The 26036-nt window shown below is 47.8% G+C and carries 19 protein-coding genes and 1 pseudogene; 3 read left to right on the top strand and 17 right to left on the bottom strand.

Going from position 1 to position 26036, the window contains the following annotated elements:
- Positions 1–67 precede the first annotated feature (67 nt).
- The gene (gene xapA, locus FS373_RS25895) at positions 68–898 is read left to right on the top strand and encodes a xanthosine phosphorylase (protein ID WP_152830906.1); all 831 of its coding nucleotides are present in this window, start codon (positions 68–70) and stop codon (positions 896–898) included.
- A gap of 285 nt (positions 899–1183) precedes the next feature.
- On the opposite strand, the gene arsJ is transcribed toward xapA, so the two are convergent.
- The 5 genes from arsJ to pmbA form a co-directional block, all read right to left on the bottom strand.
- The gene (gene arsJ, locus FS373_RS25890) at positions 1184–2431 is read right to left on the bottom strand and encodes an organoarsenical effux MFS transporter ArsJ (protein ID WP_144044628.1); all 1248 of its coding nucleotides are present in this window, start codon (positions 2429–2431) and stop codon (positions 1184–1186) included.
- Positions 2432–2506: 75 nt separating this feature from the next.
- Positions 2507–3529 carry an ArsJ-associated glyceraldehyde-3-phosphate dehydrogenase gene (locus FS373_RS25885; protein WP_152830905.1) on the bottom strand — a complete coding sequence of 341 codons (1023 nt, stop codon included), beginning with the start codon at positions 3527–3529 and terminating at the stop codon, positions 2507–2509.
- A 128-nt stretch (positions 3530–3657) separates the two neighbouring features.
- Entirely contained in the window at positions 3658–4704 is a 1047-nt protein-coding gene (gene arsB, locus FS373_RS25880; RefSeq protein WP_152830904.1) for an ACR3 family arsenite efflux transporter, read from the bottom strand.
- Between the two features lie 25 nt (positions 4705–4729).
- Entirely contained in the window at positions 4730–5077 is a 348-nt protein-coding gene (locus tag FS373_RS25875; RefSeq protein WP_144044625.1) for a metalloregulator ArsR/SmtB family transcription factor, read from the bottom strand.
- A 385-nt stretch (positions 5078–5462) separates the two neighbouring features.
- Positions 5463–6803, bottom strand: coding sequence for a metalloprotease PmbA (pmbA, locus tag FS373_RS25870; protein ID WP_144044624.1), 1341 nt, complete (start codon positions 6801–6803; stop codon positions 5463–5465).
- 140 nt (positions 6804–6943) lie between these two features.
- On the opposite strand from pmbA, the gene yjgA reads away from it, so the two are divergent.
- Positions 6944–7483 (top strand): ribosome biogenesis factor YjgA, encoded by a 540-nt coding sequence (gene yjgA, locus FS373_RS25865; RefSeq protein WP_152830903.1) that lies wholly within the window; start codon positions 6944–6946, stop codon positions 7481–7483.
- A gap of 82 nt (positions 7484–7565) precedes the next feature.
- Positions 7566–10112 (top strand): Ig-like domain-containing protein, encoded by a 2547-nt coding sequence (locus FS373_RS25860; protein WP_152830902.1) that lies wholly within the window; start codon positions 7566–7568, stop codon positions 10110–10112.
- A 338-nt stretch (positions 10113–10450) separates the two neighbouring features.
- Here the strand turns inward: FS373_RS25860 and FS373_RS32280 are convergent.
- From FS373_RS32280 to mreC, 12 genes and pseudogenes are all read right to left on the bottom strand, one after another.
- Positions 10451–10597: pseudogene (locus tag FS373_RS32280) on the bottom strand (ABC transporter permease); the annotation flags it as partial.
- Positions 10598–11159: 562 nt separating this feature from the next.
- Positions 11160–12308 (bottom strand): ABC transporter permease, encoded by a 1149-nt coding sequence (locus FS373_RS25850; RefSeq protein WP_144048779.1) that lies wholly within the window; start codon positions 12306–12308, stop codon positions 11160–11162.
- Positions 12309–12315: 7 nt separating this feature from the next.
- The gene (locus FS373_RS25845) at positions 12316–13521 is read right to left on the bottom strand and encodes an ABC transporter permease (RefSeq protein ID WP_152830901.1); all 1206 of its coding nucleotides are present in this window, start codon (positions 13519–13521) and stop codon (positions 12316–12318) included.
- Between the two features lie 13 nt (positions 13522–13534).
- The gene (locus FS373_RS25840) at positions 13535–14506 is read right to left on the bottom strand and encodes an HlyD family secretion protein (RefSeq protein WP_152830900.1); all 972 of its coding nucleotides are present in this window, start codon (positions 14504–14506) and stop codon (positions 13535–13537) included.
- Positions 14496–15911, bottom strand: coding sequence for a TolC family protein (locus FS373_RS25835; protein ID WP_144044619.1), 1416 nt, complete (start codon positions 15909–15911; stop codon positions 14496–14498). Before FS373_RS25835 ends, FS373_RS25840 begins: the two co-directional genes overlap by 11 nt.
- Positions 15912–16038: 127 nt before the next feature.
- Positions 16039–17490 carry a metalloprotease TldD gene (gene tldD, locus FS373_RS25830; protein ID WP_144044618.1) on the bottom strand — a complete coding sequence of 484 codons (1452 nt, stop codon included), beginning with the start codon at positions 17488–17490 and terminating at the stop codon, positions 16039–16041.
- Between the two features lie 51 nt (positions 17491–17541).
- Positions 17542–18390, bottom strand: coding sequence for a carbon-nitrogen hydrolase family protein (locus FS373_RS25825; protein WP_144044617.1), 849 nt, complete (start codon positions 18388–18390; stop codon positions 17542–17544).
- Positions 18314–22495, bottom strand: coding sequence for a YhdP family protein (locus FS373_RS25820; protein ID WP_322619570.1), 4182 nt, complete (start codon positions 22493–22495; stop codon positions 18314–18316). The genes FS373_RS25825 and FS373_RS25820 overlap by 77 nt, the downstream gene beginning before the upstream one ends.
- A complete protein-coding gene (gene rng, locus FS373_RS25815; RefSeq protein WP_144044615.1) occupies positions 22495–23997 on the bottom strand; it encodes a ribonuclease G in 1503 nt (500 codons plus the stop codon). Before rng ends, FS373_RS25820 begins: the two co-directional genes overlap by 1 nt.
- A 56-nt stretch (positions 23998–24053) precedes the next feature.
- Positions 24054–24650 carry a Maf family protein gene (locus tag FS373_RS25810; RefSeq protein WP_144044614.1) on the bottom strand — a complete coding sequence of 199 codons (597 nt, stop codon included), beginning with the start codon at positions 24648–24650 and terminating at the stop codon, positions 24054–24056.
- A 2-nt stretch (positions 24651–24652) separates the two neighbouring features.
- Entirely contained in the window at positions 24653–25141 is a 489-nt protein-coding gene (mreD, locus tag FS373_RS25805; RefSeq protein WP_144044613.1) for a rod shape-determining protein MreD, read from the bottom strand.
- Positions 25138–26034 carry a rod shape-determining protein MreC gene (mreC, locus tag FS373_RS25800; RefSeq protein WP_144044612.1) on the bottom strand — a complete coding sequence of 299 codons (897 nt, stop codon included), beginning with the start codon at positions 26032–26034 and terminating at the stop codon, positions 25138–25140. The genes mreD and mreC overlap by 4 nt, the downstream gene beginning before the upstream one ends.
- Between the last annotated feature and the right edge of the window lie 2 nt (positions 26035–26036).

Genomic DNA, 26036 nt, shown 5'->3' with positions numbered 1-26036 from the left:
AAGTGATTTTAATTAGCATCGCTTAAGAATATCGTGAGTATAATAAAAATCCACTTAGGAATAAATTATGTCTAGCTACGATCCGGTCTCAAATACTGTCGCCACGATTAACAAATACAAGCCAGGTTTTAAGCCACAAATAGCCATGATCTTAGGTTCCGGTTTAGGTGTGCTCGCAGACAAACTCGAAGATAAAGTAAGTATTAGCTACCAAGAACTAGCTGGTTTCCCAGTAAGCACTGTCGAAGGTCACAGTGGTGAGCTGGTTTTAGGTTATTTAAATGGTGTGCCTATAGTCTGCATGAAAGGTCGGGGCCATTTCTATGAACATGAAACCATGAAAGTCATGACCACACCAGTGCGGACATTCAAGACTCTAGGTTGTGACCTATTATTGGTCACCAATGCTGCAGGTTCGCTGCGCCCGGAGCGTATTGATGTTGGCTCTTTGGTTGTATTCTCCGATCATATTAATACTATGCCTAGCACCCCTATGACTGGCGAAAATGATGACAAATATGGACCACGCTTCTTCAGTCTAGCCAACGCTTATGACAAAGATCTCCGCCAACAAGCGCTTAGCATAGCTAAAGCGCAAGATATTGTGTTAAACGAAGGTATATTTGTTTCTTACTCAGGACCTTGTTTTGAAACTGCAGCAGAGATCCGCATGATGCAAATTATTGGTGGCGATGTTGTGGGTATGTCTGTTGTACCTGAAGTGATCTCTGCCGCACATTGTAGCTTACCTGTGCTTGCGATTTGCGCCATTACCAATATGGCTGAGGGCCTAGGTGATGTAAAACTGTCACACGAGCAAACCCTCAAGAATGCAAAGTTAGCCGAAAATGACTTCCTTAAATTAATTCAGTCATTTGTCGAAAGCACGAAAAAATAATAAAAGGGTCAGTGTGCACCAAGTTAAATCGAAGAAACACACTGCTTACTCTTTGCTTGTAATAACAAGTGTAGATGCGGCTGCGAGCTTCCAAAACATGGACGTTTTGGTAGAGCCCACAGCGATATGCTTGTGGCGACTCGTAGAACCTTCTCAAAATAAAGAGTGCACATCCCGCGCTGGGAAGCGATAAATCACCATGAAGGTCCGCCTTGCAATAACCAACCAAATGCAAACTCAGCCGACGCTAAATAAAAAATGTAACCTAGCCTTCATTCCAAGGCGCTAATCTTTTGGTAGATAGATACTAATAACAGCCGTCAGCCCCAGCATAACGGATGAGATCCACAAACAAGCTTCTAACCCTGCTACCTGATACACATAACCAGAAAGCACTGTGCCGATTAAGCGTCCCATGGCGTTGGCCATGTAGTAGAAGCCTACATCCAGAGAGACACCATCGTCACTGGCATAGTTGACGATCAAAAAACTATGTAGTGAAGAGTTAACCGCGAATACTGCACCGAAGAGCATCAATCCAGCTAACAAGCTCAACTGAGGGCTGATATTAAAGGTCAAGGCTAATGCAATCAGCCCGGGGATAGCCGTGAGTGCACAAACCCATAACAGGGCTTCCCTTCCTCCTGGCGCAGAGCCATCGGATTTAGAGGTCAACCTTGGAGCTTGAGTCTGCACGAAACCATAAGCGATCACCCAAAGCGCCAGGAATCCTCCCACATAATAGTGATCCCAGCCAAACTGGCTGCCGAGATAGAGGGGCAATGCCACCACAAACCAGACATCACGGGCAGCAAACAGGAACATGCGCGCCGCCGATAGAATATTGATGCTGCGGCTCTTAGAAAATATCTCGCTGAACTTGGGCTTGTTCTTGGCCTTGCCCAGATCTCGCTTGAGAGTAAACAGACTCAAAACCCAGACTAAGGTTAGCGCGATTGCCATGATAGCGATGGCAACAGTGAAGCCAAACAGGCTCAAAAGGACTCCACCGAGAAAGAATCCCGCTCCCTTGAGGGCGTTTTTAGAACCGGTAAGCTTGGCAATCCAGCTATAGAGTTTCTGTTGCTTAGCAACATCTCCAGCCTTCGTCTGGCCATCAACCTGCTCAGTAACCAGCAGCATCTTGATTGAGCTCTTGGCACTCATCTTATTTAGATCTTTGGCTATGCCGGAAATACCCTGCGCCATCATAACCCAAACTAAGGTGAGCATGGAGCTTGGCACCAGCAACATGACAAGCGCCGCGACCTGTAAACCAAGACCAATATTCATGGTCTTATTAAGCCCTATCCGCGCCCCCAGGTAACCACCAACTAAGTTAGTAATCACTCCGAAGATCTCATAGAAGAGAAACAGCATGGCGATAGCGAGAGGGCTATAACCTAGCTGATGAAAATGCAGCACTACCAGCATGCGCAGGGCACCATCGGTCAAGGTAAATGCCCAATAGTTGCCTGTGACGAGCAGATATTGTTTAACCTGCTCAGGCAGGGCTTTGATACTGGATAACATAAGTTCCTTAGTTTCGAGTTTCTAGGATCTAGGATCTAGGATCTAGATTCTAGGAACTAGTTACTCGCTTCCTTCTTAACCTTTATCTTGAAGACCAATCATTCGCGCAAGTTCTGCTGTGCGATTCGCATATCCCCACTCATTGTCATACCAGACATACAGTTTCACCTGAGTGCCATTAACGACCATGGTCGATGGTGCATCTATAATGCAAGAGCGTGGATCTGTCTTGTAATCTACCGAAACCAGAGGACGTTCTTCGAAGCCTAAGATATCTTTGAGCTCTCCCGCCGCAGCCTCTTTCAAGAGGGCGTTGACTTCATTCTCTGTAGTGCCGCGCTCAAGTTCGAATACACAGTCGGTCAGCGAAGCATTGGCCAAGGGGACGCGCACCGCATGGCCGTTAAGCTTACCTATAAGCTCAGGGAAGATATGGGTGATCGCGGTAGCCGAACCTGTCGTGGTCGGGATAAGACTCAAACCACAGGCTCTAGCACGGCGCAGATCTTTATGGGGCGCATCGAGTATGGTCTGGGTGTTAGTAATATCGTGTATCGTGGTCATGGAGCCATGCTTGATACCGATCTTCTCGTGTAGAACTTTCACCACAGGCGCTAAACAGTTGGTGGTACAGGAAGCCGCTGTGACTATAGGGTGGAGGTCCTTGTCATATAGATGATGATTGACTCCCATCACCACATTAAGTACACCTTCCTCTTTCACTGGCGCCGTCACCACAACGCGCTTCACACCTTGATCCAGATAAGCCTGCAGCTTAGCCTTAGTCTTCATCACGCCAGACGCCTCGATAACGAGATCACAATCTGACCAGTCTGTATCCGCAATAGCTGTATTGCGACTCGTAGAAATACGCTTATCACCGATCACTATGTAATGGGAATCGCAAGTTTCATCTGCTGTCGCTTCATATAGCCAGCGTCCATGGACCGAATCGAACGTTAACAAGTGAGCCAAAGTATGAGCATCGCCAGCGGGATCGTTGATATGCACAAATTCGACATCATCCCAATCCCAGGCGGCTCTTAATGCTAAGCGGCCCATACGGCCAAACCCATTGATACCTATCTTAATACTCATGACTCAGTTCCTTGATTGCTTCTATTCCAATTCAGCTATTACGATTCAGCTATTGCTAACTCCAGAATCTAGCTCTTAAGCCAACTTCCAAGACCTAGGTTCTAAATCCTAGGTCCTGTTGTGCATAATTATGTTTCTACTGCTTGAGTGCCTGTATCGGCTTCAAATTTACTTCGTCGACTATTCACGAAAGCCACCAGAGTGAGCATAACCGGGACCTCGACCAGGACACCAACAACCGTAGCCAGAGCCGCTCCTGAGTGCAGACCAAATAGCGAAATAGCCACGGCGACGGCTAACTCGAAGAAGTTAGAGGTCGCTATCATGCAGGCCGGAGCCGCTATCTTATGGGACAGCTTCATCTTCTTAGCGATATAGTAAGTAATGAAGAAGATGCCATAGGTCTGGATCATCAGAGGGATGGCAATGAGTAAGATGTTCTGTGGCTCATCGATAATCGTCTGGGCCTGGAAGCCAAATAGCAACACTACAGTACCGAGCAGACCAAGCATTGACCAAGGCTTTAGCTTGCCAACAAACCTATTTAAAGACTCGGCATCGCCGTCTGCTTCTAGCTTTTTACGGGTTAACGCACCGGCAACCAGAGGCAAAACCACGTAGAGAAATACCGAAGAGAGCAAGGTTTCCCAAGGTACCTGGATATCATTCACACCCAGCAGTAATGCACAGATAGGGGCGAAAGCCACCACCATGATGAGGTCGTTTACCGACACCTGAACTAAGGTATAGTTTGGATCGCCCTTGGTAAGCTGACTCCAGACAAACACCATGGCCGTACAGGGAGCCACGCCGAGTAGAATCATGCCAGCGATGTATTCGGTCGCGCTCTTAGGGTCGACCCAATCGACAAACAGCACCTTGAAAAATAACCAGGCCAAGAGTGCCATTGTAAAGGGCTTAACCAGCCAGTTGATGACGACTGTCAGAATTAGCCCCTGTGGGCTCTTTTTAACATCTTTAATCGATGAAAAGTCGATCTGCACCATCATGGGGTAAATCATCACCCAGATGAGTACGGCGATAACTAAATTTACATGGGCATATTCCAGCGATGCCACCAAGGCAAACATATCTGGCAGTAGATTGCCCAAAACCAAACCAGCAAGGATAGCTAACCCCACCCAAACACTGAGATAACGTTCAAATATTCCCATTTTTATTTCCTCAATTTATACCTGTTTAATTACAACAAGCACGTACACGTTCCGGACGTTCGCCCATTTGATGTAACCTAGTGATATTGCCAGAAATAAGTGCCTTATTGTTTGCACTGATCTCTGCAAGCGTCTTATTGATCCAATCTGGTAACTCAGGATTTACTCTATAAAACACCCACTGTCCCTGGCGTTTATCCAGCAGCAGACCAGCCTTTCTCATTTGAGCCAAGTGCCTTGAAACCTTAGGCTGACTCTCGTCTAGTGCCTGCATTAACTCACAGACACACAACTCCTTCTCTTCAATGATCAACAGCAAACTGAGTAGTCTGGTTTCATCGGATAACAGTTTGAAAAACTCTAAAGTGGTCATTTTTACTCCATACAAGCCTGTCTTCGACATATAGCCTCAGGTTCACAATACCTGGGACACTCAGAAGAAATAAGATATATGCCAAAACGAATATATGATAAATAGTATATCTGTTTATCCATATATGCAATGGATAAGTTATTCTAAAAAAGTGAGGGGGCTGATAATTTTGGAATAAAAAAACTAACTTATTAGTTTGACTTGATTTATATGCTTATACTCAGAGTTCAGACTTTATGAGGGGATTCGACGAAGACCATGTGAGTATTCTAAAGAGTTCACACTTGCATCGGGCCATAGCCGAGTTTTGGAGAGAAGCAGAAGAAAAGGAAAGCGTTCCTAGAACCTAGATTCTAAATTCTAGGTTCTAGGAACGTTCAAAAATCTAATTACCCGCTATTTTCATATCGCTGAGTAACATACCACCAGTACGGATCGAAGATCTTAGATCGCGATCCTTACTCACTGCAACGATATTCTGGTACATATCTTTGAGGTTACCCGCTATGGTGATCTCTTCAACCGGATAGAGGATCACGCCGTTTTCGACATAGAAGCCCGCCGCGCCGCGAGAATAATCTCCAGTCACAGCATTGACACCTTGACCCATGACCTCGGTCACGATAAGACCCGTGCCCATCTCTTTCACTAACTCATCGAAGGTTTGTCCTGTATGAGAGAGTGTCCAGTTGTATATACCACCCGCATGTCCGGTATTCTTCAGGCCCAGTTTTCGTGCCGAATAACTGGTTAACAGATAGGTAGAGAGCACCCCGTCCTGAATAATTGCGCGTTCCTGAGTCGCAACTCCTTCACTGTCATAGCTAGCACTCGCTAAGCCACCCACGATATGCGGCTGCTCTTCGATGCTAAACCAATCAGGGAATATCTTAGTATCGATAGAGTCGAGTAGGAAGCTCGACTTGCGGTAGAGGCTACCGCCGCTGATAGCACCTACTAAATGACCCATGAGTCCGGTGGCGATTTCAGGTGCCAACAATACCGGCAGCTCAGTGGTAGCAATTTTACGTCCACCAAGACGACCTAACGTCTTCTCTGATGCCTTGCGTCCCACCTCTTCCGGTGATAGCAGCTCACTCAATTTTCGAGAGATGGTGTAATCATAATCACGCTGCATATTGCCATCAGTCTCACCGATAACCACGCAGCTTAGACTGTAACGAGAACTGGAATAGCCATTTAAAAATCCGTGGCTGTTACCGTAAACTTTTATACCTGTGTGGGCATTAGCACTGGCACCATCAGAGTTTGTGATCCGGCTATCGACATCCAATGCAGCTTCTTCTGAACGCGCAGCTAACTCAATTAACTCTTCTGGAGTAACTTCCTGAGGATGATACAAGCCTAGATCAGGAAAGTCCTTTGCCATGAGCTCAGCTTCGGCTAGTCCATTGTAAGGATCCGATGAGGTAAACTTTGCAATACCATCGGCAGCCTTGACCGCTTCTTTTATAGCTTCAGGGCTCAAATCTGAGGTCGATGAGCTGCCTTTACAGCCATCACGAAACAAGGTGATACCTAACGCGCCATCTTTATTAAACTCAACCGTTTCAACCTCCTTCATTCGAGTCGATACGGATAATCCTTGTTGTTTACTGATAGCAACTTCTGCACCCGATGTACCGAGTTGCTTGGCATACTCGAGTGCCATAGATACAGCGTCTTTTAATGAATCTAATTCGATGTCAATGCTAGGTGTCGTCACAAATCTGCTCTTTTGTTATCAGGGATCTTGATAGCATAACAAACCCAATACCCAAGTACATTAAATAACTTGCCTCGCTGATAGGCGATTTTCTAATGAAATGTTATTATTACCTTAGTTTAAGAGAGAGATATTTATATATGAAAGTAGTCGGTGATTCAGAACATTTTAAACAGCCCTTCGACCATGATGAAGATTATGTCAGTAGAGCTGAAACCAAACGTGAAATTGCGATATATCAAGAGCTAGGAAAGAAACTCGTTGCGCTGAGCAAAACTCAGATCGACAGATTGGAACTTGATGAACTGTTACATGACAACGTATTCAAAACTAAGACCATAAAAATAAATACTGAGGCTTACCGTCGTCAGCTGCAATTTATTGGCAAGTTAATGCGTTATGTCGACATCGAAGAGCTGCAACTCAACATGAAAAATATGTTGAATCAGAACAGTAACGAGAGTGCTAAGCAAAATGTCGCTGAAAAATTTAAAGATCAACTTCTAAGCGAAGGTGACAGTGCTGTGCAGGCCCTCATCGAAAAATATCCAGACTTAGAAAGACAGAAGCTGCGCCAACTCGTACGCCAGTCTAAAAAAGAACTCACGAAAAAGCCCGATGAGGCATCTAAATCTTCAATAGAGTTAGTTAAATATATACGTAGCGAACTTGCTGAATAACCTGGCGTAAAATATCGATAAAAATATATTCGCCCTATAACGTTGAATTTACGACTATTTTAGTTTCACAAGGATGTTGCTGATGCGACTGATAAAATCTGCTCCTGCTGCACTATTCACCCTGCTTGCCTTATTGTTTATCGGAGGTTGTAACGGCTCATCCGATGACAGTGGCGATAATGGCGGAAATACCGGAGAGTTCGCCCTCTCCCTGAGTTATAAAACCGTTGTCGACGGCCAATGCGCCGAGGCAACCAGCGACTTGAGTTTTGCCAGCAATGCCAGTATCTGCGCAGTGGCAAAACTCACTCAAGGTGGCAGTAATAGCAGCGGTAGCTTAATCAGTTTCAGTGCCACGTTAGGCACTTTGACTCCAGCGACTAAATTGACGGATTCCAGTGGTATAGCTCACGTCATACTCAGCAATCCTGATCTAGCCTTAGGCGCGGGAACCTTAACGGCTCAATTCGATACCGGAGCCGCCGAGAACAATATTCTTTCGGCTATCAGGAACTACGAATTTACCAGCAGTACTACGACTCCTGGTGAAGAGACCCCTAAGATCAGTGCCAGCATCATCAATGGTGCCGCGATAGTCACTCAGTTCAAGGTCGATGAGACAGTACAGCTACAGGCACAGTTTTTAGACCCATCGAGTCAAGGCATAGCTAATCAGCTGGTGACCTTTACCGCAGGCAGTGTAAGCTTAACCCCAAGTACTGCACTGACTAATGCTCAAGGTATCGCGCAGGTTAACTATACCCCAAGCACCAGTGACCTAGGGGCAGCAAACCTCAATGTATCGTTAGACTATCAAGAACAAAATTACCAAACTAATAGTTTGTATGAGGTCCTTTCAGCCGATGCTATCGGTGGTGAAGGTATACTTAAATTAGGTCATTTCGATAGTAATGATCAATTTGTAGAAAGTGAATTAACCAGTTCACTGATCCCTGTCGATGGTAAATACATCATCAGTGCAGGCGGAAGTTTTGGTATCACAGCAACTCTTATCAGCCAAGCAGATGACGGCACTATTACCCGGGTGCAGACTCCTTCTTCAATCAGCTTCAGCTCAGATTGTGTACTTGGTAACAACGCCAGCCTGGACACTCCAGTCACCACACTTTCAGGCAGTGCCAGCTCTACCTTCCAGGACACCAGCTGCAGCGGCAACAGTGAGCGAGACGATCAGGTAATTGCCTCTACACTCGTTGGAAATCAAACACTAACTGCCAGCTTTCCTTTCACCCTGGCGCGTCAGACACTCGCTAGCCTTAGCTTCGTCTCGGCAGAACCGACTAACATTCGCATCAAGGGTGCGGGCGGTACAGGTAGCACAGAATCTTCACTGGTCTCATTTAAGGTCACAGGTTCAAATGGACAAGCCAGCGCTCAGCAAACTGTTAGCTTTTCCCTCGATACTCTTGTCGGCGGCTTGAGTTTTTCCAATGGACTCGCCACAGCGGAAAGTATCACTAACTCGGAAGGTGTGGTCAGCGTTCGAGTTCAGGCAGGCACTGTGCCTACGCCAGTACGTGTGGTCGCTTCGGCAACCGATGCAGACACGGGTGAGATTATTACCAGTCAATCGGAGCAATTAACGGTAAACACAGGCCTGCCTCAGCAACTTGGCTTTAGCCTGTCGGCTTCAGTATTTAACCCCGAAGCCGATCAATTCAATGGTGAGAAGTCCACAATTACAGCTTATGCCTCGGATAGCTTCGGTAACCCGGCTCCCGATGACACCACAATCAATTTCACAGCGGAAGGTGGGCAGATAGTCTCTAACTGCTTAACCGTCGATGGTAACTGTAGCGTCGAGTGGACATCGGCTAGCGCTAGAGTACCTAATCATAGGATCACTGTACTGGCCTATGCACTCGGCCATGAAACCTTCTTCGACACTAACGGCAATAATATCTTCGATGATGCTGACGGTGGACCAGTGAATGCTTGTCTGGACTCGAATAATAACTCAATAGCCTGTTCCGGTAATGGCATGGATCGTGAAGCTTACATGCCTAATGGTTTTAGCGATTTAGGTGATGCCTTCCGCGATGACGATGAAACAGGTCAACATAGTGAAGGTGAGAAGTACTTTAATACTGAGAATAGTACTAGTTATGCGGGGCCCGATGGCAAGTTTAATGGCCCACAGTGCGAAGGTAGCCTCTGCGGCATAGATCAAGCCAACAAGACCTATATCCGTAAGGCTCTGGTGATGACCATGTCAGGATCTCATGCAGAATTCACCCTCTGGCAAGATGGTAAGCTCATCTCAGATGATTCAGAGAAAGAAACAGATCCTATCGTTTCATTGACCGATATCGCTCCGGGCCAATCATCACAATTTTCTGTACAGCTCTATGACAGCGCCTACCAGATAATGCCAGCCGACTCCCAAGTGGCGGTAACAGCTTCATCCGGAGAGCTTAATTTCGATGCTTTTTCAGTACTTAACATCACCCGAAATGGCGGAACAACGACTGGATTTATAATCACCAATGACATAGATCCAGCCAGTATCGGAGAAGCGCCGAAGACGAGTAACATCAGTATCGATGTCACTACACCTAAACAGATAAAATCCAGCCACGCTTTTTCTGTCACCCTAACAGGGACATAGACATATTTTCTCATGAGAGAGAATTTGATACTTAAAAGCCCATTTAGATGACTTCTACATGGGCTTTCTTATACTTCCACCCAAAAATTATAAGGCCAAATGCAAGGATCTTAAGATCGCCAGTAGCTGCTACGTAGGCTCAGTACAGGGAGAAAAGGCGAATTTGGTATTACAACAGCCTGGCATTTAGCAGAAACCAGCTAGTCTCATTACCTGCTGATTCTAGCCTTCGCATGACGCATACCAAACCAGCATAAAGAACACAGCGAACAAGCCCCATAACTGCAGCCATTTCGGCATAACACTGGACCTGTAGGCATCGACCATCTGATTAAGAACTAACTCGTCTCATCAACTGCCGATTTGAGTCTTCGCGTGACGCCATACAGAGCCAGCACAAAAAACACAGCGAACAAGCCCCATAACTGCAGCCATTTCGGCATAACACTGGACCTGTAGGCATCGACCATCTGATTAAGAACTAACTCGTCTCATCAACTGCCGATTTGAGTCTTCGCGTGACGCCATACAGAGCCAGCACAAAAAACACAGCGAACATGCCCCATAACTGCAGCCATTTCGGCATAACACTGGACTGAGGCATCGACCATCTGATTAAGAACTAACTCGTCTCATCAACTGCCGATTTGAGTCTTCGCGTGACGCCATACAGAGCCAGCACAAAAACACAGCGAACAAGCCCCATAACTGCAGCCATTTAGGCATAACACTGGACCTGAGGCATCGACCATCTGATTAAGAACTAACTCGTCTCATCAACTGCCGATTTGAGTCTTCGCGTGACGCCATACAGAGCCAGCACAAAAAACACAGCGAACAAGCCCCATAACTGCAGCCATTTAGGCATAACACTGGACCTGAGGCATCGACCATCTGATTAAGAACTAACTCGTCTCATCAACTGCCGATTTGAGTCTTCGCGTGACGCCATACAGAGCCAGCACAAAAAACACAGCGAACAAGCCCCATAACTGCAGCCATTTAGGCATAACACTGGACCTGAGGCATCGACCATCTGATTAAGAACTAACTCGTCTCATCAACTGCCGATTTGAGTCTTCGCGTGACGCCATACAGAGCCAGCACAAAAAACACAGCGAACAAGCCCCATAACTGCAGCCATTTAGGCATGACACTGGACCAAGACGCCCCCATCTGATTAAGCTCTAACATCCCCATGATAGCGGGGACGGCAGGGATCACCTGAGACAGCCAAATCAGAGGCTCTGGGATAAGCGCCAATGGCCAGACAAAGCCGGAAACGAACATGATGGGCATAGAGACTAACAACAAGACTTGAGTCGGTAGGTCCCGGCGGACAAACAAGCTACTCAAGGCAATACCGGCAGCGCTGGTTGCCAATAAAAAGGGTAACATCCACAGGGCCACCAGACTAAGGCTTGCCTGCACGCTGACCTGATACCAGTAAAAACAGAAACCGACATAAAAGCTGCTGAAAAATAGGTAAATCAACATGAATGCCGAGATGCGACCACAGACGAGTTGCAGAGGTGAAACATCTCGCCAATAACCCTTTCTCCGCCATTGGCCGGCACCTAAGATCCCGGTTCCTATCAGTAAAGTCTGATGCAAGATCAACAAGAAGAGTCCAGGCACCACATAGGGAGTGTATCCCAGGCTAGGGTTAAACGCAGGCACACTGTTGATCTTCACCGAGTTTAGGCTTAAATTCGCTTGTTTAGGCGCCTCACCTTTAGCCAGCATGCCGAGCAGTTGTACTTGTTTACCCGCATCCATGCCAGCCGTAACTAGGCCCTCAGCAACCGCGGAATAGATAAGGAAGTAGCTAGCATCACCGCCATAGCTTAAGGTTACCCCCTTGCCCAATAACAGATCTCGCCTGAAGCCTTCGGGAATGACCAGCAGGCCATGAGCGCGGCCGGATTCTATCCAGCTCTGAGCTTGACTGATACTGGTCACCTGGCCGATGACACTGACTTTCGCACTGGCATCCGCATGACGGATCAGACGGCGGCTCAATGAAGAGCGATCCAGATCAACCACAACCAGCTGCTGTTCAGTCGGTACCTGATGAAGATAAGGTAAGGGGTATAAAACAGAATAAAACAGCACACCACCAAATAGGGTCACTGCGATGGCCTTATCTGCCACTATTGCCTTTAGCTCGGCTGATACTAGTTGCCAAAAACTCATCATCTTATTACTCATCACAGATCCGCCCCTGTCTTTTAGACGCCAGATCCGGGTCTATCATCTGCTGACTGGGCTCGGACTTCGAGGCCTTTTCAATGCGGCGTGATAGCAAAAAAAGTACTGGTATGATGCAGAGGAAGCCCCAATAGCTAGTAAGCTGTATAGCTATGGTCTCCCAACCCACTCCATAACTGACGATGCTGACATGTGAGTCCACATAGTGACTGGACGGCATAATTAAACGCCACCACTGGGCGAGTATAGGCATCTCATGGACCGGAAACGTGATCCCCATAAACGCAAATGCTGGCGCGAATAATGCGGTACCGAAACTCACCATGCGGGCACTGTCTCGCATGATGAAAAAGACCAGCAATACCAGCAGCCAGACCGCCAATAACATCGCCAGTTGCGCCAAGACTAATAGGGCTAAGCTACCCGCTACAGGCAGGGCTAAATACTGATATAGCAGGGCCAGAATGAAGCCACCATGCATGAGTAAAATCGGAGTAAACACGGCAATCTTGGCCCAAATCCTGGGCCAGATACCGCTATCTGCAGCGAAGCACCCTTCTGGGGTTAACTCCCGGCTTAAGCTATTAGAGAAGATTAGCATGGCCAGTAATTGCCAAAGGGCAACTAGCACAGGTGGCACCAGGAAGCTCACATAGTTATTATTGCGATTAAACAGTGCCGTGGTCTGGCTGGTCACCGGGCTCAAATGCGAGGCTACCTGAGACTTAGGCACGCCTTGAAGCAGCTGTTTCACTCCTGCGACCTCGAGAAGTCCCGAGCCTAATGTGAGTTGAATCTGGCTGGATAAGAGTTTACCCACCAGCAAGAACTGACTGTTATAGCGAACATCTATGACCGGGCTATGACCCGTTATAAGATCCCGTTGCAACCCGTAGGGAAGCACCACGATGCCATATACTTGGGACTGTTTCATGGCGGTTACCGCCGAGGCTAAGTCTACAAAATTCTGCGGAGCAACCACTGGGTTGGCCTGTAATTTACGGGTTAGCATACGGCTCAATTGGCTATGGTCCGAATCCACGACGGCCACAGGTAACTGTCTCGGTAAACCCGCACTGAACAGCCACCATAAACAGAGTATGCTCAAGATGGGAATATAGCTAACCAGGGCGAGCTGCCATGGCGAGTTCCACAGTGCGTGGATCTCACGACGAATAAGGGCCACTAAACTGTTCATGATAATCTCAGGTTTAGCGAGTTAAGATCGCTGACATGCCGACCCTTAAATCTTTAATGTCTGAATTAGGGCGCAGCTCCACCTCGAAGGTACGCATGTCGAAATCATGGCCACTCTCAGTCGAACGCCAAGTCGCAAAGTCACCCATAACACTAATATGAGACACAGTAAATTCGACCTCACGTTCGAGAGCCGGCAGAGTCAACATCAGCTTCTGTCCTTTAGAGAACTGCTTAAGCTGATCTTCTCTGACTTGAAATACGGCCCAGGCGTCTTGCATATCTATCAAACTAACCACAGGGAAGCCGCTAGGAGCAAGCTCACCAGGTTGCAGTAACACTTCGCTTATCTCACCGGATTTAGGTGCACGCATCTGGCTATCGGCTAAAATAGCATTAACTTCGTGGACGGCGCCTTCGGCCATACGAGCATTACCCGCGGCGGCGGCCTTAGTCTCTACCCTCGCCCCTTCCTGAGCCATCTGATACATGGCTAAGGCTGCCTGCTCCGTGTATTTGGCCGCCTGATACTGAGTAAATGCTTCATCACGTTTCTGTCTGGCGAGTACGCCTTCGACAAACAAGTTTTCTACCCGATCGTAGGTAGTCTTGGCTAATGTGGCTCCCGCCTTCGCTTTCAGCCACTGCTCACGGGAGGCCATCACCTGCTGCTTACGGGCGCCGCTATCGGCTTCTGACTGCATTGCCTGAGCTGCATCTCTGCCACCTTCGGCCTGCATCAACTTGGCATTAAGTTCTGGGCTATCGATGGCAAACAAGAGATCGCCGACCTCTACACTGTCGCCACGTCTCACCAGTACCTGCTCGACACGCCCGGGAACCTTTGAGGAGATATTGTATTCTCTCGCCTCTATCTGCCCCTGCAGATAGACGATTTTCGGGGTATAGGCCAGTTTAAGTCCATAGCCCAATACCCCCACTAAGCCCACTAAGCCCACAACTGCAATTATACGATTAGCCTGCATTCTTACTCTCCTGCATCGCGCTAGTCTCAATACTGCTGCGACCTAAAAATTCATCCAGTTGCCCACTCACCGCCATCAAACGGGCATAGGCCTGAACATAACGGTACTTGGCAGCCAGTTGCTGCATCTCAACACCTGTGAGCTTAAGCTCTGCGTCTACCTTCTCGATGGAAGTGGATAATCCCTGACGAAAGGCCAAATCCCGTAGACGTTTATTCTCTGTTGCCAGGCTCAGTGATAAGTCTAAAGACTCTACCTCTTCTTGAGCCTGTAGCAGTTGACGATAGCTTTGATCCAACAACAAGCTGAGATCTTGCTGAGTCTGCGCCTTGGTATAACGCGCCTGCAGCAGCGCACTCTTAGCCGCCTCGACTTTGCCGCTACGTCCATCTCTGCTCAGCAGGGGGATCTTGACGCCCACGCCTAACATCCAGTCCGGCTCCATCTTGGAAAACAAACTGTCATCTTCATATAGTGTGTAGTTACCGTAGAGAAAAACCGTCGGTAAATACTGACCTTTCTCAACATCCACCAGACCCTGTGCCTGAGCCTCTTTTGCCTCGAGTAGTTTCAATGCCGGATGTTGCGCCAGAGTTAGCTGGCTTAATCGGGGTAGTGAGGGAGCATTATTTAGCATAAATAGCTGAGAGATAGGGTTCACTTCTCGCTCATGTAACATGCGCGACAGGGCTATTTCTGCCATCTCGGCCTGACGCCTGGCGCTGGCAAAATTGACCTTGGCATTCTCTAATGCAACTTGAGCATTTAATCGCTCAACTTTCGCTATCTGACCTTGCTCTTCCAGCTTAACCGCATGCTCCGAATGTTCTTCAAGAGAGACAACAAGCTCACCTCGAGTACGGGCCATGGCTTGGCTCACTGCGACGCCGTAATAACGATCCACCAGTTGAATGAAGAGATCTCGTGTGGTCAGTTGAAACTGCTGCTCTTTCTCAGCCACTTGAGCCGCATGAATACCCTGGGCTGCGGTAATCTTGCCACCAGTATAGATGGGCCACATAGCCTGAAGGCTGGAGCGAAAGATATCTTGCTCGGTAAAGGGAGTGATAAACATGGAGCCTGGAATGGCCGCTAGTGCACCACCAAGTGCAGGAGGAAGCGAAGCGGGATCCATAGATGCCAAAGGGTTAAGATCCCTCAGATCCATCTCGATAGGTTTCTCTAATCTGGTGTAGCTGCCATTGAGGCTAATTGAGGGAAGGTTGAGATCTTTCCCCGCTTCATGCTTGGCCTCTGCACGTCGTACTTCCTGTGCGCTGGCCTGTAGTTTATCGCTGACGGTTAGCAACTGCTTCCAGGCTTGTTCGAAGCCCAGGTTCGATGCCTGTGCAGTAAAAGAGCCCAATGCCAAAAACGACACTAGAGCTAACTTTGAAAACTTCATCCCCTTTCCTCTGCACCTTGGTGTGCACAACCTAGAGTGTTTACTCTAATTCCTTGGTCAATCTTAGCATTCATTGAAGTTGAATAGAAGGAGCTAAACCTGCGGCCTAGCTCCTTCTAACTTTTTCTTACGCCGTTCCACCTACGGTTAATTTATCTATCTTGAGTGTAGGCTGGCCAACACCGACTGGAACGCTCTGACCATCCTTACCACAGACGCCGACACCTTGGTCTAATGCCAGATCGTTACCCACCATAGAGATCTGACCCATGGCTTCCGGACCATTGCCGATAAGGGTTGCACCTTTAATCGCCTGAGTCACTTCACCATTCTCAATCAAATAGGCTTCTGAAGCCGAGAACACAAACTTACCGGAAGTAATGTCGACCTGACCACCACCGAAGTTAGGCGCATAGATGCCATTCTTAACTGACTTGATCATCTCAGCCGGATCCGACTCGCCAGCTTCCATATAAGTGTTAGTCATTCTCGGCATAGGCAAGTGTGCATAAGATTCACGACGCCCATTACCCGTGGACTGCTCACCCATAAGGCGCGCATTTAATTTATCCTGCATATAGCCTTTCAAGATCCCATCTTGGATCAGCACAGTCTTCTGAGTCTGCACACCTTCATCATCGATACTCAAAGAGCCGCGTCTGTTTACCATGGTGCCGTCATCGACCACAGTCACCAGCTTAGAGGCGACCTGCTGGCCTACCTTACCACTGAATGCACTGCTGCCCTTACGGTTGAAGTCACCTTCCAAGCCATGGCCAACCGCCTCATGAAGTAATACACCAGGCCAACCAGGGCCTAAGATCACCGGCATTTCGCCGGCTGGTGCATCTACCGCGTGCAAATTAACCGAGGCTTGTCTTACCGCTTCTCGAGCGAAATCGAAACAAACCGGCAGACCTGCATCATCTGTCTCCATCATCACCTGATAGTCGTGACGTCCACCGCCGCCACTGGCACCGCGTTCGCGTTTGCCATTTTCTTCCAGGATCACGCTGCAATTAAAGCGAACCAATGGACGAATATCTGCCGCCAAGGTGCCATCGCTCGCGACAATAAGTATCTCTTCGTGTACACCTGAGAGGCTGATGACCACCTGAATAATACGGCTATCTAGACTACGAATATAAGCATCGGCCTGCTTAAGCAGCGCGATCTTCTTGGCCTCTTCCATCGCCGCGATTGGATCGGCACTCTGGTATAGGGCCTTCATCTCTTTACGCTTCCAGGCTTGTACCGAAGCGCTCTCTCCGCCATGGGCTGCGATACTGCGAGCCGCCTCGGCCGATGCAGTTAATGCAGCAGGAGTGATCTCATCGGCATAAGCGAAGCCCGTTTTCTCACCTGTGATGGCCCGAACACCCACGCCTCTCTCGATATGAAAGCTGCCCTCTTTCACTATGCCATCTTCTAGTACCCAAGACTCATGACGGCTGCCCTGAAAATAGAGATCAGAAAAGTCGACATCATGTTGATGGATTAGCTTGAGATAACCCTGCAGGTCATCCAGCGATAGTCCATCTTGTAAAAGGCTCTGCTCAACTTGGGTTAAAAATGGCATTAATTACTCTCTCTTTGTGCATAATTTTTATAAGACACTGACATCAACTTTCTATGGATTAGCATCTTTGTGTTGTAACTTTGGCTCAGCAAATCGGTTATTACTGGCTATTGGCATCTGTTGCCTAATTTTTATCATTTCATCTCTATCCAGCTTCGACTGAACCCAACCGCAACCTGTCATCTTCTGGGCGTTAATTCGTCCCCATGGGTCAACAACCATACTCTGACCCCAGGTTTCCCGGCCTCCCTGATTATGCTGTCCCCATTGAGCCGCCGCGAGAATAAAACACTGATTCTCAATCGCTCTGGCCTGGATCAAGGTTTGCCAATGGGCCTCTCCCGTCACCTTAGTGAAGGCTGCCGGTAGGGCAATCAGTTCGGCTCCGGCTAATCTCATGGCTCTGAATAGATCCGGGAAACGCAGATCGTAACATATCGCTAACCCTAACTTACCAAAGGGAGTGTCGATTACACTAATTTTATCTCCGGCGCAGAAGGTATCGCTCTCACGATACTCCTTAGTCCCATCGGAAACATCGACATCGAACAGGTGTATTTTATCGTATTCGCCCAAGACCAGGCCTTGGTTATCAAACAGATAAGTACGGTTATAGACTCGGCCATCGCCGACGGCTACAGGAATACTCCCAGCCACCAGATAAATATCATAACGACGCGCCAGATCTGCAAGTACCGTTTTAAAAGGATTCGATTGGTTATCGCCGGCATACTCGAGTTGCTGGCTTTCGTGACCACCAAACAGGAGGCAACACTCTGGCAGGACCACGAGTTGCGCTTCACCTTGAACTCTAGGGAGTTGGCTAAGCTGCGATTCGATATACTCCAGATTCTTGGATACGTCTTGACTGCTTTGGCACTGAAGTAGGTTGATCTGCATCTTCTGGCTCCTTATCTATACGCTTACTTTCTTTAAAGGTAGGCATCTCTATTACGTTCGTTGCCGGTATTTCGACACCTGAATCTAACTCTTTAGACTGTTGTTTCTTCTGAGATGATTCATTTTGCTGAGAATTTTCGTCAGGCTGAGGCTCCTTAACACGAGGCAGCACAGATTCAGGGATCTCTATCTCTTTACTCTTACGTCCTATCTCTTCCAACTTAGGTTCAGCCATGGTACCGGTTAGTTGAAAACGTATCTCAGTAATCACTTCGATCACAGGCTCTAATACCTTAGTTAGCGCGAACGCACCCAGGCCGAATGTCCAGCCACCTGTGGTCAAGAGAACAACCGTAGGCACACTCGATGCTAATTGAGGCACAAATCGAATATCATAGTTCAGGCTTTCAGTCATCAGGTCCGTATAGCCTCTAACCTTCATATTCCCCGCTACCGCGTCCATCTCGGTATCATGGGTTTTAACCACGCCATTATCGATATTCAAGGTGCCGGTAAAGGAATTAAAATATAAACCTTTGCCAAATACATCTGAGAAATCCAGAGACAGCTTTCTCAGTAACGAGTCCAGGCTAAACAGGGAGAAGATTCTGGCACCTTTATCGCTAACTTCGGAAAGGTGTCCCTTACCTAACTCGAAATTCACCAGGCCATTGAGGCTTTCTAGCGAGAACTGATATGGTGCGCCTTGCCATGATATTTCAGCATTGACCTCAACTGGCGCATCCTTTAAACCTGGGTCCATGCCGACAATCGCCGATATGGCATCAAATTTTGTCGCCGTTAATTTCACATCAAATTGAGTTAAGTTCTCGTTATTATCATTCTGCCAAACGCCTTTCCCCCTTAACTTGACCTCAGGTGTGGTCAGCGACAGGGTCTGAATTTGGTAGCTATCGCCCTTAGGGGAGCCTTGCAGAACCAGATGTCCGAGAGGACTGCCATAGAAAGAAAATTCATCCACATCCACGGCTAAAGGAGGCAGGTTGTCCAACACGGTATCAGTTTTAAAGTCAGCATCTTCCGGTGCCTTAACATTGGGTGCTAGATGAAACTTAGTCGCGACCAATTTGAGTCCCTGGGTCGCCCAGTCCGGATAGAAGTCGACTCTACCGTCAAACTCATTCGAACTCGCCTCGAAACGCCAACTGTCAGGGGTGGGATAGGCTGTCATCTTCAGATCTGATAAGGTTTGCCCCATCAAATTAAAGTCGGCAATGTCTGCATCCAGGCTTATCAATGGCGGGAAAAACGATTCCTGTGTACTCAGCTCTTCAGGTGCTGCATTCGCAATATTGGCCTGAACTTCTGAGCCAGGCTCAACGCCAATAAGTCCAGCTTCCTCAATAACCTTAGTCGCGTCGCTCACCTTATCCCCGGCGGTAAACTTATTGATTATGGGTAGCCAAGGGGCTAATTCGGTATGCGCTATGTCTAACTGCAGATGCCCTTGATTTTTTTTCAGTTGATCTCCAGGCTTAAACAAGCGGCCCAATAGTAGATCATAATGCGCGAGTTGATTGCCCGATTCTTGATCGAATCCACCCCAGAACTCCATCTGTTTACCCAGCTTAATGCCTAGAGACGATTGTTTGTTATCGCCAATCAGCTCGGCCGTCAGCTTTCTTGACTCATCTTTCGCCTTGGCAAATGGCGCTGGCAGTGCCAACTCGGCACCTAATAGATCCGTCTCGACCTGAGCCTGTATGCGATAGCCAGATGGGTCGAAAACTAAAGTCATGGCCCCCTTCCAGCTAACGTCACCGGAATAGAAATCTTGCAGTGGGTTGTTTAGCTCTTCTGGCAAGTCAGCGAGTGACCATGCTCCCTTCATATCCAGATTGAGGCCATAATTTCTGCCGACATTACCCGTGTCGAACGTCAAAGAGATGGGTTGTTGATACAGTAAGGCTGAAATATCGCTCCCTTTAACGATGTCGTTAACGAAACTCACCTGCCCGGTCACTTCATCGAGTAATACACCCGGCTCAGTGATATAAACTAGCGTCTTATCAAAAGTGATTAAACCGCGAATATCTTCTTCGACAAACTCCCCAGCCTCTGCCTCATACAGAGGAATGTCGAGATCCAATGACGCCGACACATCACCATTTATCTGTACTACGGCTAAGGTCGAGCCAACGGAATCCACTAGTGGAGAGGCCTGTATGACTCGGGTCGCGGCTTTACCCGAGGTTTTCAAATCAGCCTTAACCTTCAGGAGTGATCTCGGTCCTAGCTGAGGAATACTCACCTTAGCGCCATCGACAACCACATCTAATAAATGGCCTCGCTCGATGGTGAGTATCATAGCTTCATTTTCAAACTGCGCCATTAGATTCAAATCGGTCACAGCCGGCCAATCGGGCTGAAACTTAAACTCTGCATCTTCCAGAGTAAAATTGGCATTGAATACTCCAGAATGGTCCAGATATGGGTAATCACTTAAGGCGCCATTCCAAACCACTACACCGTCTTGAATACGTCCTGCGACTAATCCGACGTTGAGGTAATCGATCAGACCTTGACTCATACCGTCCAGTGGCAGGTAATTGCCCACGTTGGCGACATCATTAACCTTCAATGTTGACAGTAAAGCCAGATGGACCTGCTCCCCCAACTCTAACTTCATTGCAGCATCGATAGCTATGTCCTGATTACTCAGCATCAGTTGTGGAAGGATTATCGCCTGAGCGGCGAGATCATACTTTGCCTCGAAGGCTTCCCCCGAGAGAGATAAGGGCTGTTTCAACCCGCTGCCAAAATCTAATCGATAATCTTGCTTCGGCGCCGAGATATAGAGCGACTCATTTCCCCAACCAAGCTGAAAATCTATGGGGTCACTTCCCGGGATCCCGCCATCTTGTGACCAAGTCAGCTGATTTACGGATAAAGACAGCTGAGGATCTTGGTCCTTCAGCTTAGTCAGTTTGATGGACTCGATTGCACCTTGAGGATCCAACTTCTGCCAATTTTTAAGACCTGCTAATTCCATTCCCGGCACTAGGGGCAACAGAGGCAATAGTGAGCCGGTATCGAGTCGATTGAGATAGGTGAATAATCCCTGCTCTCGCTTCTCGGCAACGAAGTTAAAGTCAGGCCAAGCTTGTTGATTAGACTCGAAAGCTAGATCGCGACTCGTGAAGCGCCAACCGGTTTGTGTCGGCAACCACTCGAGCTGGCCCCCCTTGATCTCGAAATGTTGCTTTCGATCATTGAGATCCCATTCGAGCCAGCTAGGAGAGAATTCGATAATACTGGATTCAACCGTGCGGTTAGCTAAGCTCATCCAGGCTTGAAGGTTAATAACCCCCTCTAACTCCAGCTTAGCCTTATCATCATAAGGATTTTTCTGTCTCGAAGCCCATTCCCCCAAATCTAATGACTGAGCGGCTAAGTAGACTTGCCCTTTAAGCCCATCAGGCTTATTACCACTACCACGAATATCTAATTGCAGTGACAATAATTCCACCTCTGACGCATCTTGGTCGAGATAGAGTTTACCTTGACCGCGATGACGATTTGGAGAGTTAGACCACTTAAGATCTTTTACAAATATCGGTCGGTAATCATGCTTCTTGCTCAGAAGTTGCAGGCTAGCCTGTTTAATCGAAAAACGTTCCAACTGTTCTAATAAGAGGCGATACAACCAGTCGGTATCCATCTCCCGAGCACTCGTGGTATCGCTGCCCTCATTGAGCTTATCTAAGTCTAGGGCAACATAGACACCATCGAAGATCACATTCTCAATTTGTGGTGATGCAGTGAACAGGCTTTCCCAGAAATCTAATTTAATATGAACATCGTTCACCACTAAGGTAAATGGCAGGCTCTCTTGGGGAGGGATGACGAGTTTGCTTACCGTTAAGGCTGGCCCAAAAGCCTGCCATTCGGCACTCAGCAGGCCAACATTGACCCGAACCTGGTATTGCTGTTCGACATACTTTACTAACTCAGTTCTGACTTCATCGAGCTGAGGCAAGAGTCCACGAAATAGGCTCACCACCAGCGCAAATAACACCAGAATGATCGCTAAAATTTGCCAGCAAAACCGGCTGAACTTTCGGGGACAAAATTTACCGGACACTACATTATTACCACATCGAACTTATTTTGAGCATACATGGGCTCATTTTTAAGCTTAACTTGTTTACCAATATAGACGCCAAGCTCGGCGACTAGATGGCTCTCTTCACCCGTCAAACTGCCATGAACCGCAGGCGAGCAGTACACTAAAAACTCATCTGCATCATAGCTGCGGTTGAGCCTGATGATCTCTCTGAAGATCTCATAAGACACAGTCTCAACCGTCTTCAAGCTACCCGTACCTAGACACACTGGGCACTCTCCACATAAAACATGCTCTAAACTCTCTCGAGTACGTTTACGAGTCATCTCCACTAAACCTAAACCGGAGAAACCACTAATATTAGTTTTAACCCTATCCAGAGATAGTGCCAGTTCCAGGCTATTAAGCACACGTTTTTGATGCTCAGCATCCAACATGTCGATAAAATCTATGATGATGATGCCGCCAAGATTACGCAGCCTCAACTGACGTGCAATGGCTTGAGTCGCTTCGAGGTTGGTATTGAAGATGGTATCTTCGAGATTGCGATGGCCGACGAAAGCACCTGTGTTGATATCCACCGTCGTCATGGCTTCGGTCTGATCTATGATCAGGTAGCCACCCGATTTCAACTCAACTTTTCTCCCCAATGCTCTCTGCACTTCGTTTTCAACATCATAGAGATCGAAAATAGGTACAGGGCCTGAATAATGCTCAATCTTGTCGGCAATCTCAGGCATAAACTCTTGGGTGAATGTCTGTAGCTCATCGAAGGTCTTGCTTGAATCAACCTGGATCTGATCCAGCTCGGTACCGACAAAATCACGAACGATGCGTACAGGCAGTGCCAGATCTTGATACAACAGAGACACACCCGGACGCTTACGTCGTTCACTGACTTTCGCCCACACACGACGAAGAAATGCGGCATCCTGGACTAACTCTTGCTCACCGGCACTCTCTGCCGCGGTGCGAATGATAAAGCCGCCATCTTCATCGACGAAAGGCTGAGTTAAGCCTTTCAAACGAGCACGAACCTCTTCAGACTCGATACGCTGAGAAACCCCGATATGACTCGACCCAGGCATAAACACCAGGTAGCGAGAGGGTAAGGTAATATCCGTAGTCAGGCGAGCACCTTTGGTACCTAAGGGGTCTTTCACCACTTGTACCATGATATCTTGCCCTTGCCTGACCAGCTGAGCGATATCGCGTACCACAAAGTTACCCTTCTCTACATCGGCAACACACTCGGTGTGGGGTACGATATCAGAGGCATGTAAGAAGGCCGCCTTATCCAGGCCGATATCCACAAATGCCGCCTGCATTCCCGGTAAGACACGACTCACCTTGCCCTTGTAAATATTGCCCACTAGGCCACGCTTCATCCGCCTCTCTATATGGACTTCCTGCAACACACCATGTTCAACCAAGGCGACTCTGGCTTCCGTGGGAGTCACATTGATCAATAGTTCAGAACCAATCTTTCTCTGTACTCTGTTTTTGACTATGCGACTCATATTTACACTCACTTTTAGTAGGGTTTCAGTTTCCAGATTCTAGGGCCTAGATAACTTTATAAAATGTTCATCTCTTGTAATAGTTCCCGGGTCTCTACCATGGGCAAGCCCACTACAGCAGAATAACTGCCATCAATGCGCTCGACAAAGCTGCCACCTAACGCTTGAATACCATAGGCTCCGGCTTTATCCATGGGTTCGCCAGTAGCTATATAGGCCAAAATATCCTGCTCGGTTAACCGGCAAAATTGTACCTTGGTCTCAACGAGGCGCGTCACTGTCTTGTTCCCATCCGTTAAAGCGACAGCCGTCATGACACTATGAACCTCACCCGATAGCTGGGATAGTATCTTCAGGGCATCGGCTTCATCGATTGGTTTACCTAAAATTTTATCGCCTAATAGCACTATGGTATCTGAGCCAAGTACAACTGGGGCTCCCTCGACTCGACACAAGTCCAGCCCGGCAAGAGCCTTTTCTACTGCCAGACGAGACACGAACACTTGAGGCGTCTCTCCGGATATATGACTCTCATCGATATCCGCTGCCAAGGTCGTAAAACTAAAGTCGGCACGTGAAAAACCTAACTGAGTCAGTATCTCTTTTCTACGCGGGGAGGCCGAAGCCAAAACGAGTGGACCGGAAAATGGCATTTCTATCTCACCTTATATAAACGTCGTAAGCGACGTAACATCCAAAATACCCAAGGCCAGATAATCAAACTGGAAATAGCGGGTAAAAACAGGTTCTCATCAAATGTGACTGTCGACACCACAAACTGAACCCAAAACACCACCAGATGATGCAGGCAGACTAAACTTGAAATCATCAAGGCCTGCTGCCACATAGGGAAGTTACGCAAGCGCTGAAAATGAAGTACGACTACATAGACGACTAATGACATAGATAGCGCACGAATACCTAAGTGAGCACCCAGCAAGATATCTAACATCACCCCTAATGCAAAGGCTGATAAAATATTGTATCTGTGGGGTAACGCCATAGCCCAATAGATGATAACCAGTAATAACCAGTCGGGACGCCAAGCTTCAACTATGTCCGGCAAGGGCATGATCTGTAATAACATGGCACCAAGAAGGCTTAACCACACCACCCAACGGCCATTGGCTATATGCATGCTCATCCGCTCACCTCTTGCTTAGCTTCAGGCTTAACATCACTGGATTCTTGTACCGGAATGTCATTATGATCTTGGCCGTGTTCTGGTTCATCGGGCCAAATCAGCAGCAGGTATCGAATACGATCTAATGCCGCCAATGGTTGAGCCGTAACAGTGGCGTAACTCTGGCCATCATCTTTAATCACTCTCATCACCCGGGCTACAGGATAACCTTCGGGAAAACGATTACCTAGCCCAGAGGACACCAGCAGATCGCCAACACGAATATCTGTGCTCTTTGACACAAATTTAAGTTCAAGCTCATCGAGAACACCTGTGCCATTCACCACCAGACGTACATCATTACGTGTTATACGCACAGGTATACCGTGAGTGACATCCGAGATAAGCAGCACTCGACTGGTTAACTCGCTGATTTGCACGACTTGGCCTACGACACCCTGTGCATCTACCACAGGCTGGCCGACAAAAACGCCGGTTCTCGCCCCTTGGTTTAACACAACATATTGATGATAGGGATCGCTGGCGACTTCCATCACCTCGGCAACCACTTTCTTGGAATCCATGTGTACCGGAGAACCCAACAAACCACGCAGACGATCGTTTTCCTGTCTTAGTTGTTCGAAACGCTGCAGGCGTTCACTCATCAGTAGCTGTTGACGCAATAGCTCTTTGTTTTGTTTAGCGAGCATGTTGCGAGTCGCAAGGCTCTCGGCAGACCAATCGAGCAGAGCGCCGGGGACATTAGCAACGTATTGAAGTGGGCTTAGAACAGAAGAGATAGATTTACGAACAGGATCGAGCCGGCCGTTGGCCACAATGAGGATCACCGACAAAATAATAGCCAGTGTTAATCTAAACTGGTTTGAAATACCACGTGCAAAAATGGGCTTCATAA

Source organism: Shewanella sp. YLB-07, assembly GCF_009377275.1.
This window is presented reverse-complemented; position numbering and strand designations above follow the sequence as displayed.

Excerpts from the sequence above, each read along its gene's own strand:
- xapA (WP_152830906.1), top strand. The coding sequence starts at position 68 with ATGTCTAGCTACGATCCGGTCTCAAATACTGTCGCCACGATTAACAAA.
- arsJ (WP_144044628.1), bottom strand. The coding sequence starts at position 2,431 with ATGTTATCCAGTATCAAAGCCCTGCCTGAGCAGGTTAAACAATATCTG.
- FS373_RS25885 (WP_152830905.1), bottom strand. The coding sequence starts at position 3,529 with ATGAGTATTAAGATAGGTATCAATGGGTTTGGCCGTATGGGCCGCTTA.
- arsB (WP_152830904.1), bottom strand. The coding sequence starts at position 4,704 with ATGGGAATATTTGAACGTTATCTCAGTGTTTGGGTGGGGTTAGCTATC.
- FS373_RS25875 (WP_144044625.1), bottom strand. The coding sequence starts at position 5,077 with ATGACCACTTTAGAGTTTTTCAAACTGTTATCCGATGAAACCAGACTA.
- yjgA (WP_152830903.1), top strand. The coding sequence starts at position 6,944 with ATGAAAGTAGTCGGTGATTCAGAACATTTTAAACAGCCCTTCGACCAT.
- FS373_RS25860 (WP_152830902.1), top strand. The coding sequence starts at position 7,566 with ATGCGACTGATAAAATCTGCTCCTGCTGCACTATTCACCCTGCTTGCC.
- FS373_RS25850 (WP_144048779.1), bottom strand. The coding sequence starts at position 12,308 with ATGAGTTTTTGGCAACTAGTATCAGCCGAGCTAAAGGCAATAGTGGCA.
- FS373_RS25845 (WP_152830901.1), bottom strand. The coding sequence starts at position 13,521 with ATGAACAGTTTAGTGGCCCTTATTCGTCGTGAGATCCACGCACTGTGG.
- FS373_RS25840 (WP_152830900.1), bottom strand. The coding sequence starts at position 14,506 with ATGCAGGCTAATCGTATAATTGCAGTTGTGGGCTTAGTGGGCTTAGTG.
- FS373_RS25835 (WP_144044619.1), bottom strand. The coding sequence starts at position 15,911 with ATGAAGTTTTCAAAGTTAGCTCTAGTGTCGTTTTTGGCATTGGGCTCT.
- tldD (WP_144044618.1), bottom strand. The coding sequence starts at position 17,490 with ATGCCATTTTTAACCCAAGTTGAGCAGAGCCTTTTACAAGATGGACTA.
- FS373_RS25825 (WP_144044617.1), bottom strand. The coding sequence starts at position 18,390 with ATGCAGATCAACCTACTTCAGTGCCAAAGCAGTCAAGACGTATCCAAG.
- rng (WP_144044615.1), bottom strand. The coding sequence starts at position 23,997 with ATGAGTCGCATAGTCAAAAACAGAGTACAGAGAAAGATTGGTTCTGAA.
- FS373_RS25810 (WP_144044614.1), bottom strand. The coding sequence starts at position 24,650 with ATGCCATTTTCCGGTCCACTCGTTTTGGCTTCGGCCTCCCCGCGTAGA.
- mreD (WP_144044613.1), bottom strand. The coding sequence starts at position 25,141 with ATGAGCATGCATATAGCCAATGGCCGTTGGGTGGTGTGGTTAAGCCTT.
- mreC (WP_144044612.1), bottom strand. The coding sequence starts at position 26,034 with ATGAAGCCCATTTTTGCACGTGGTATTTCAAACCAGTTTAGATTAACA.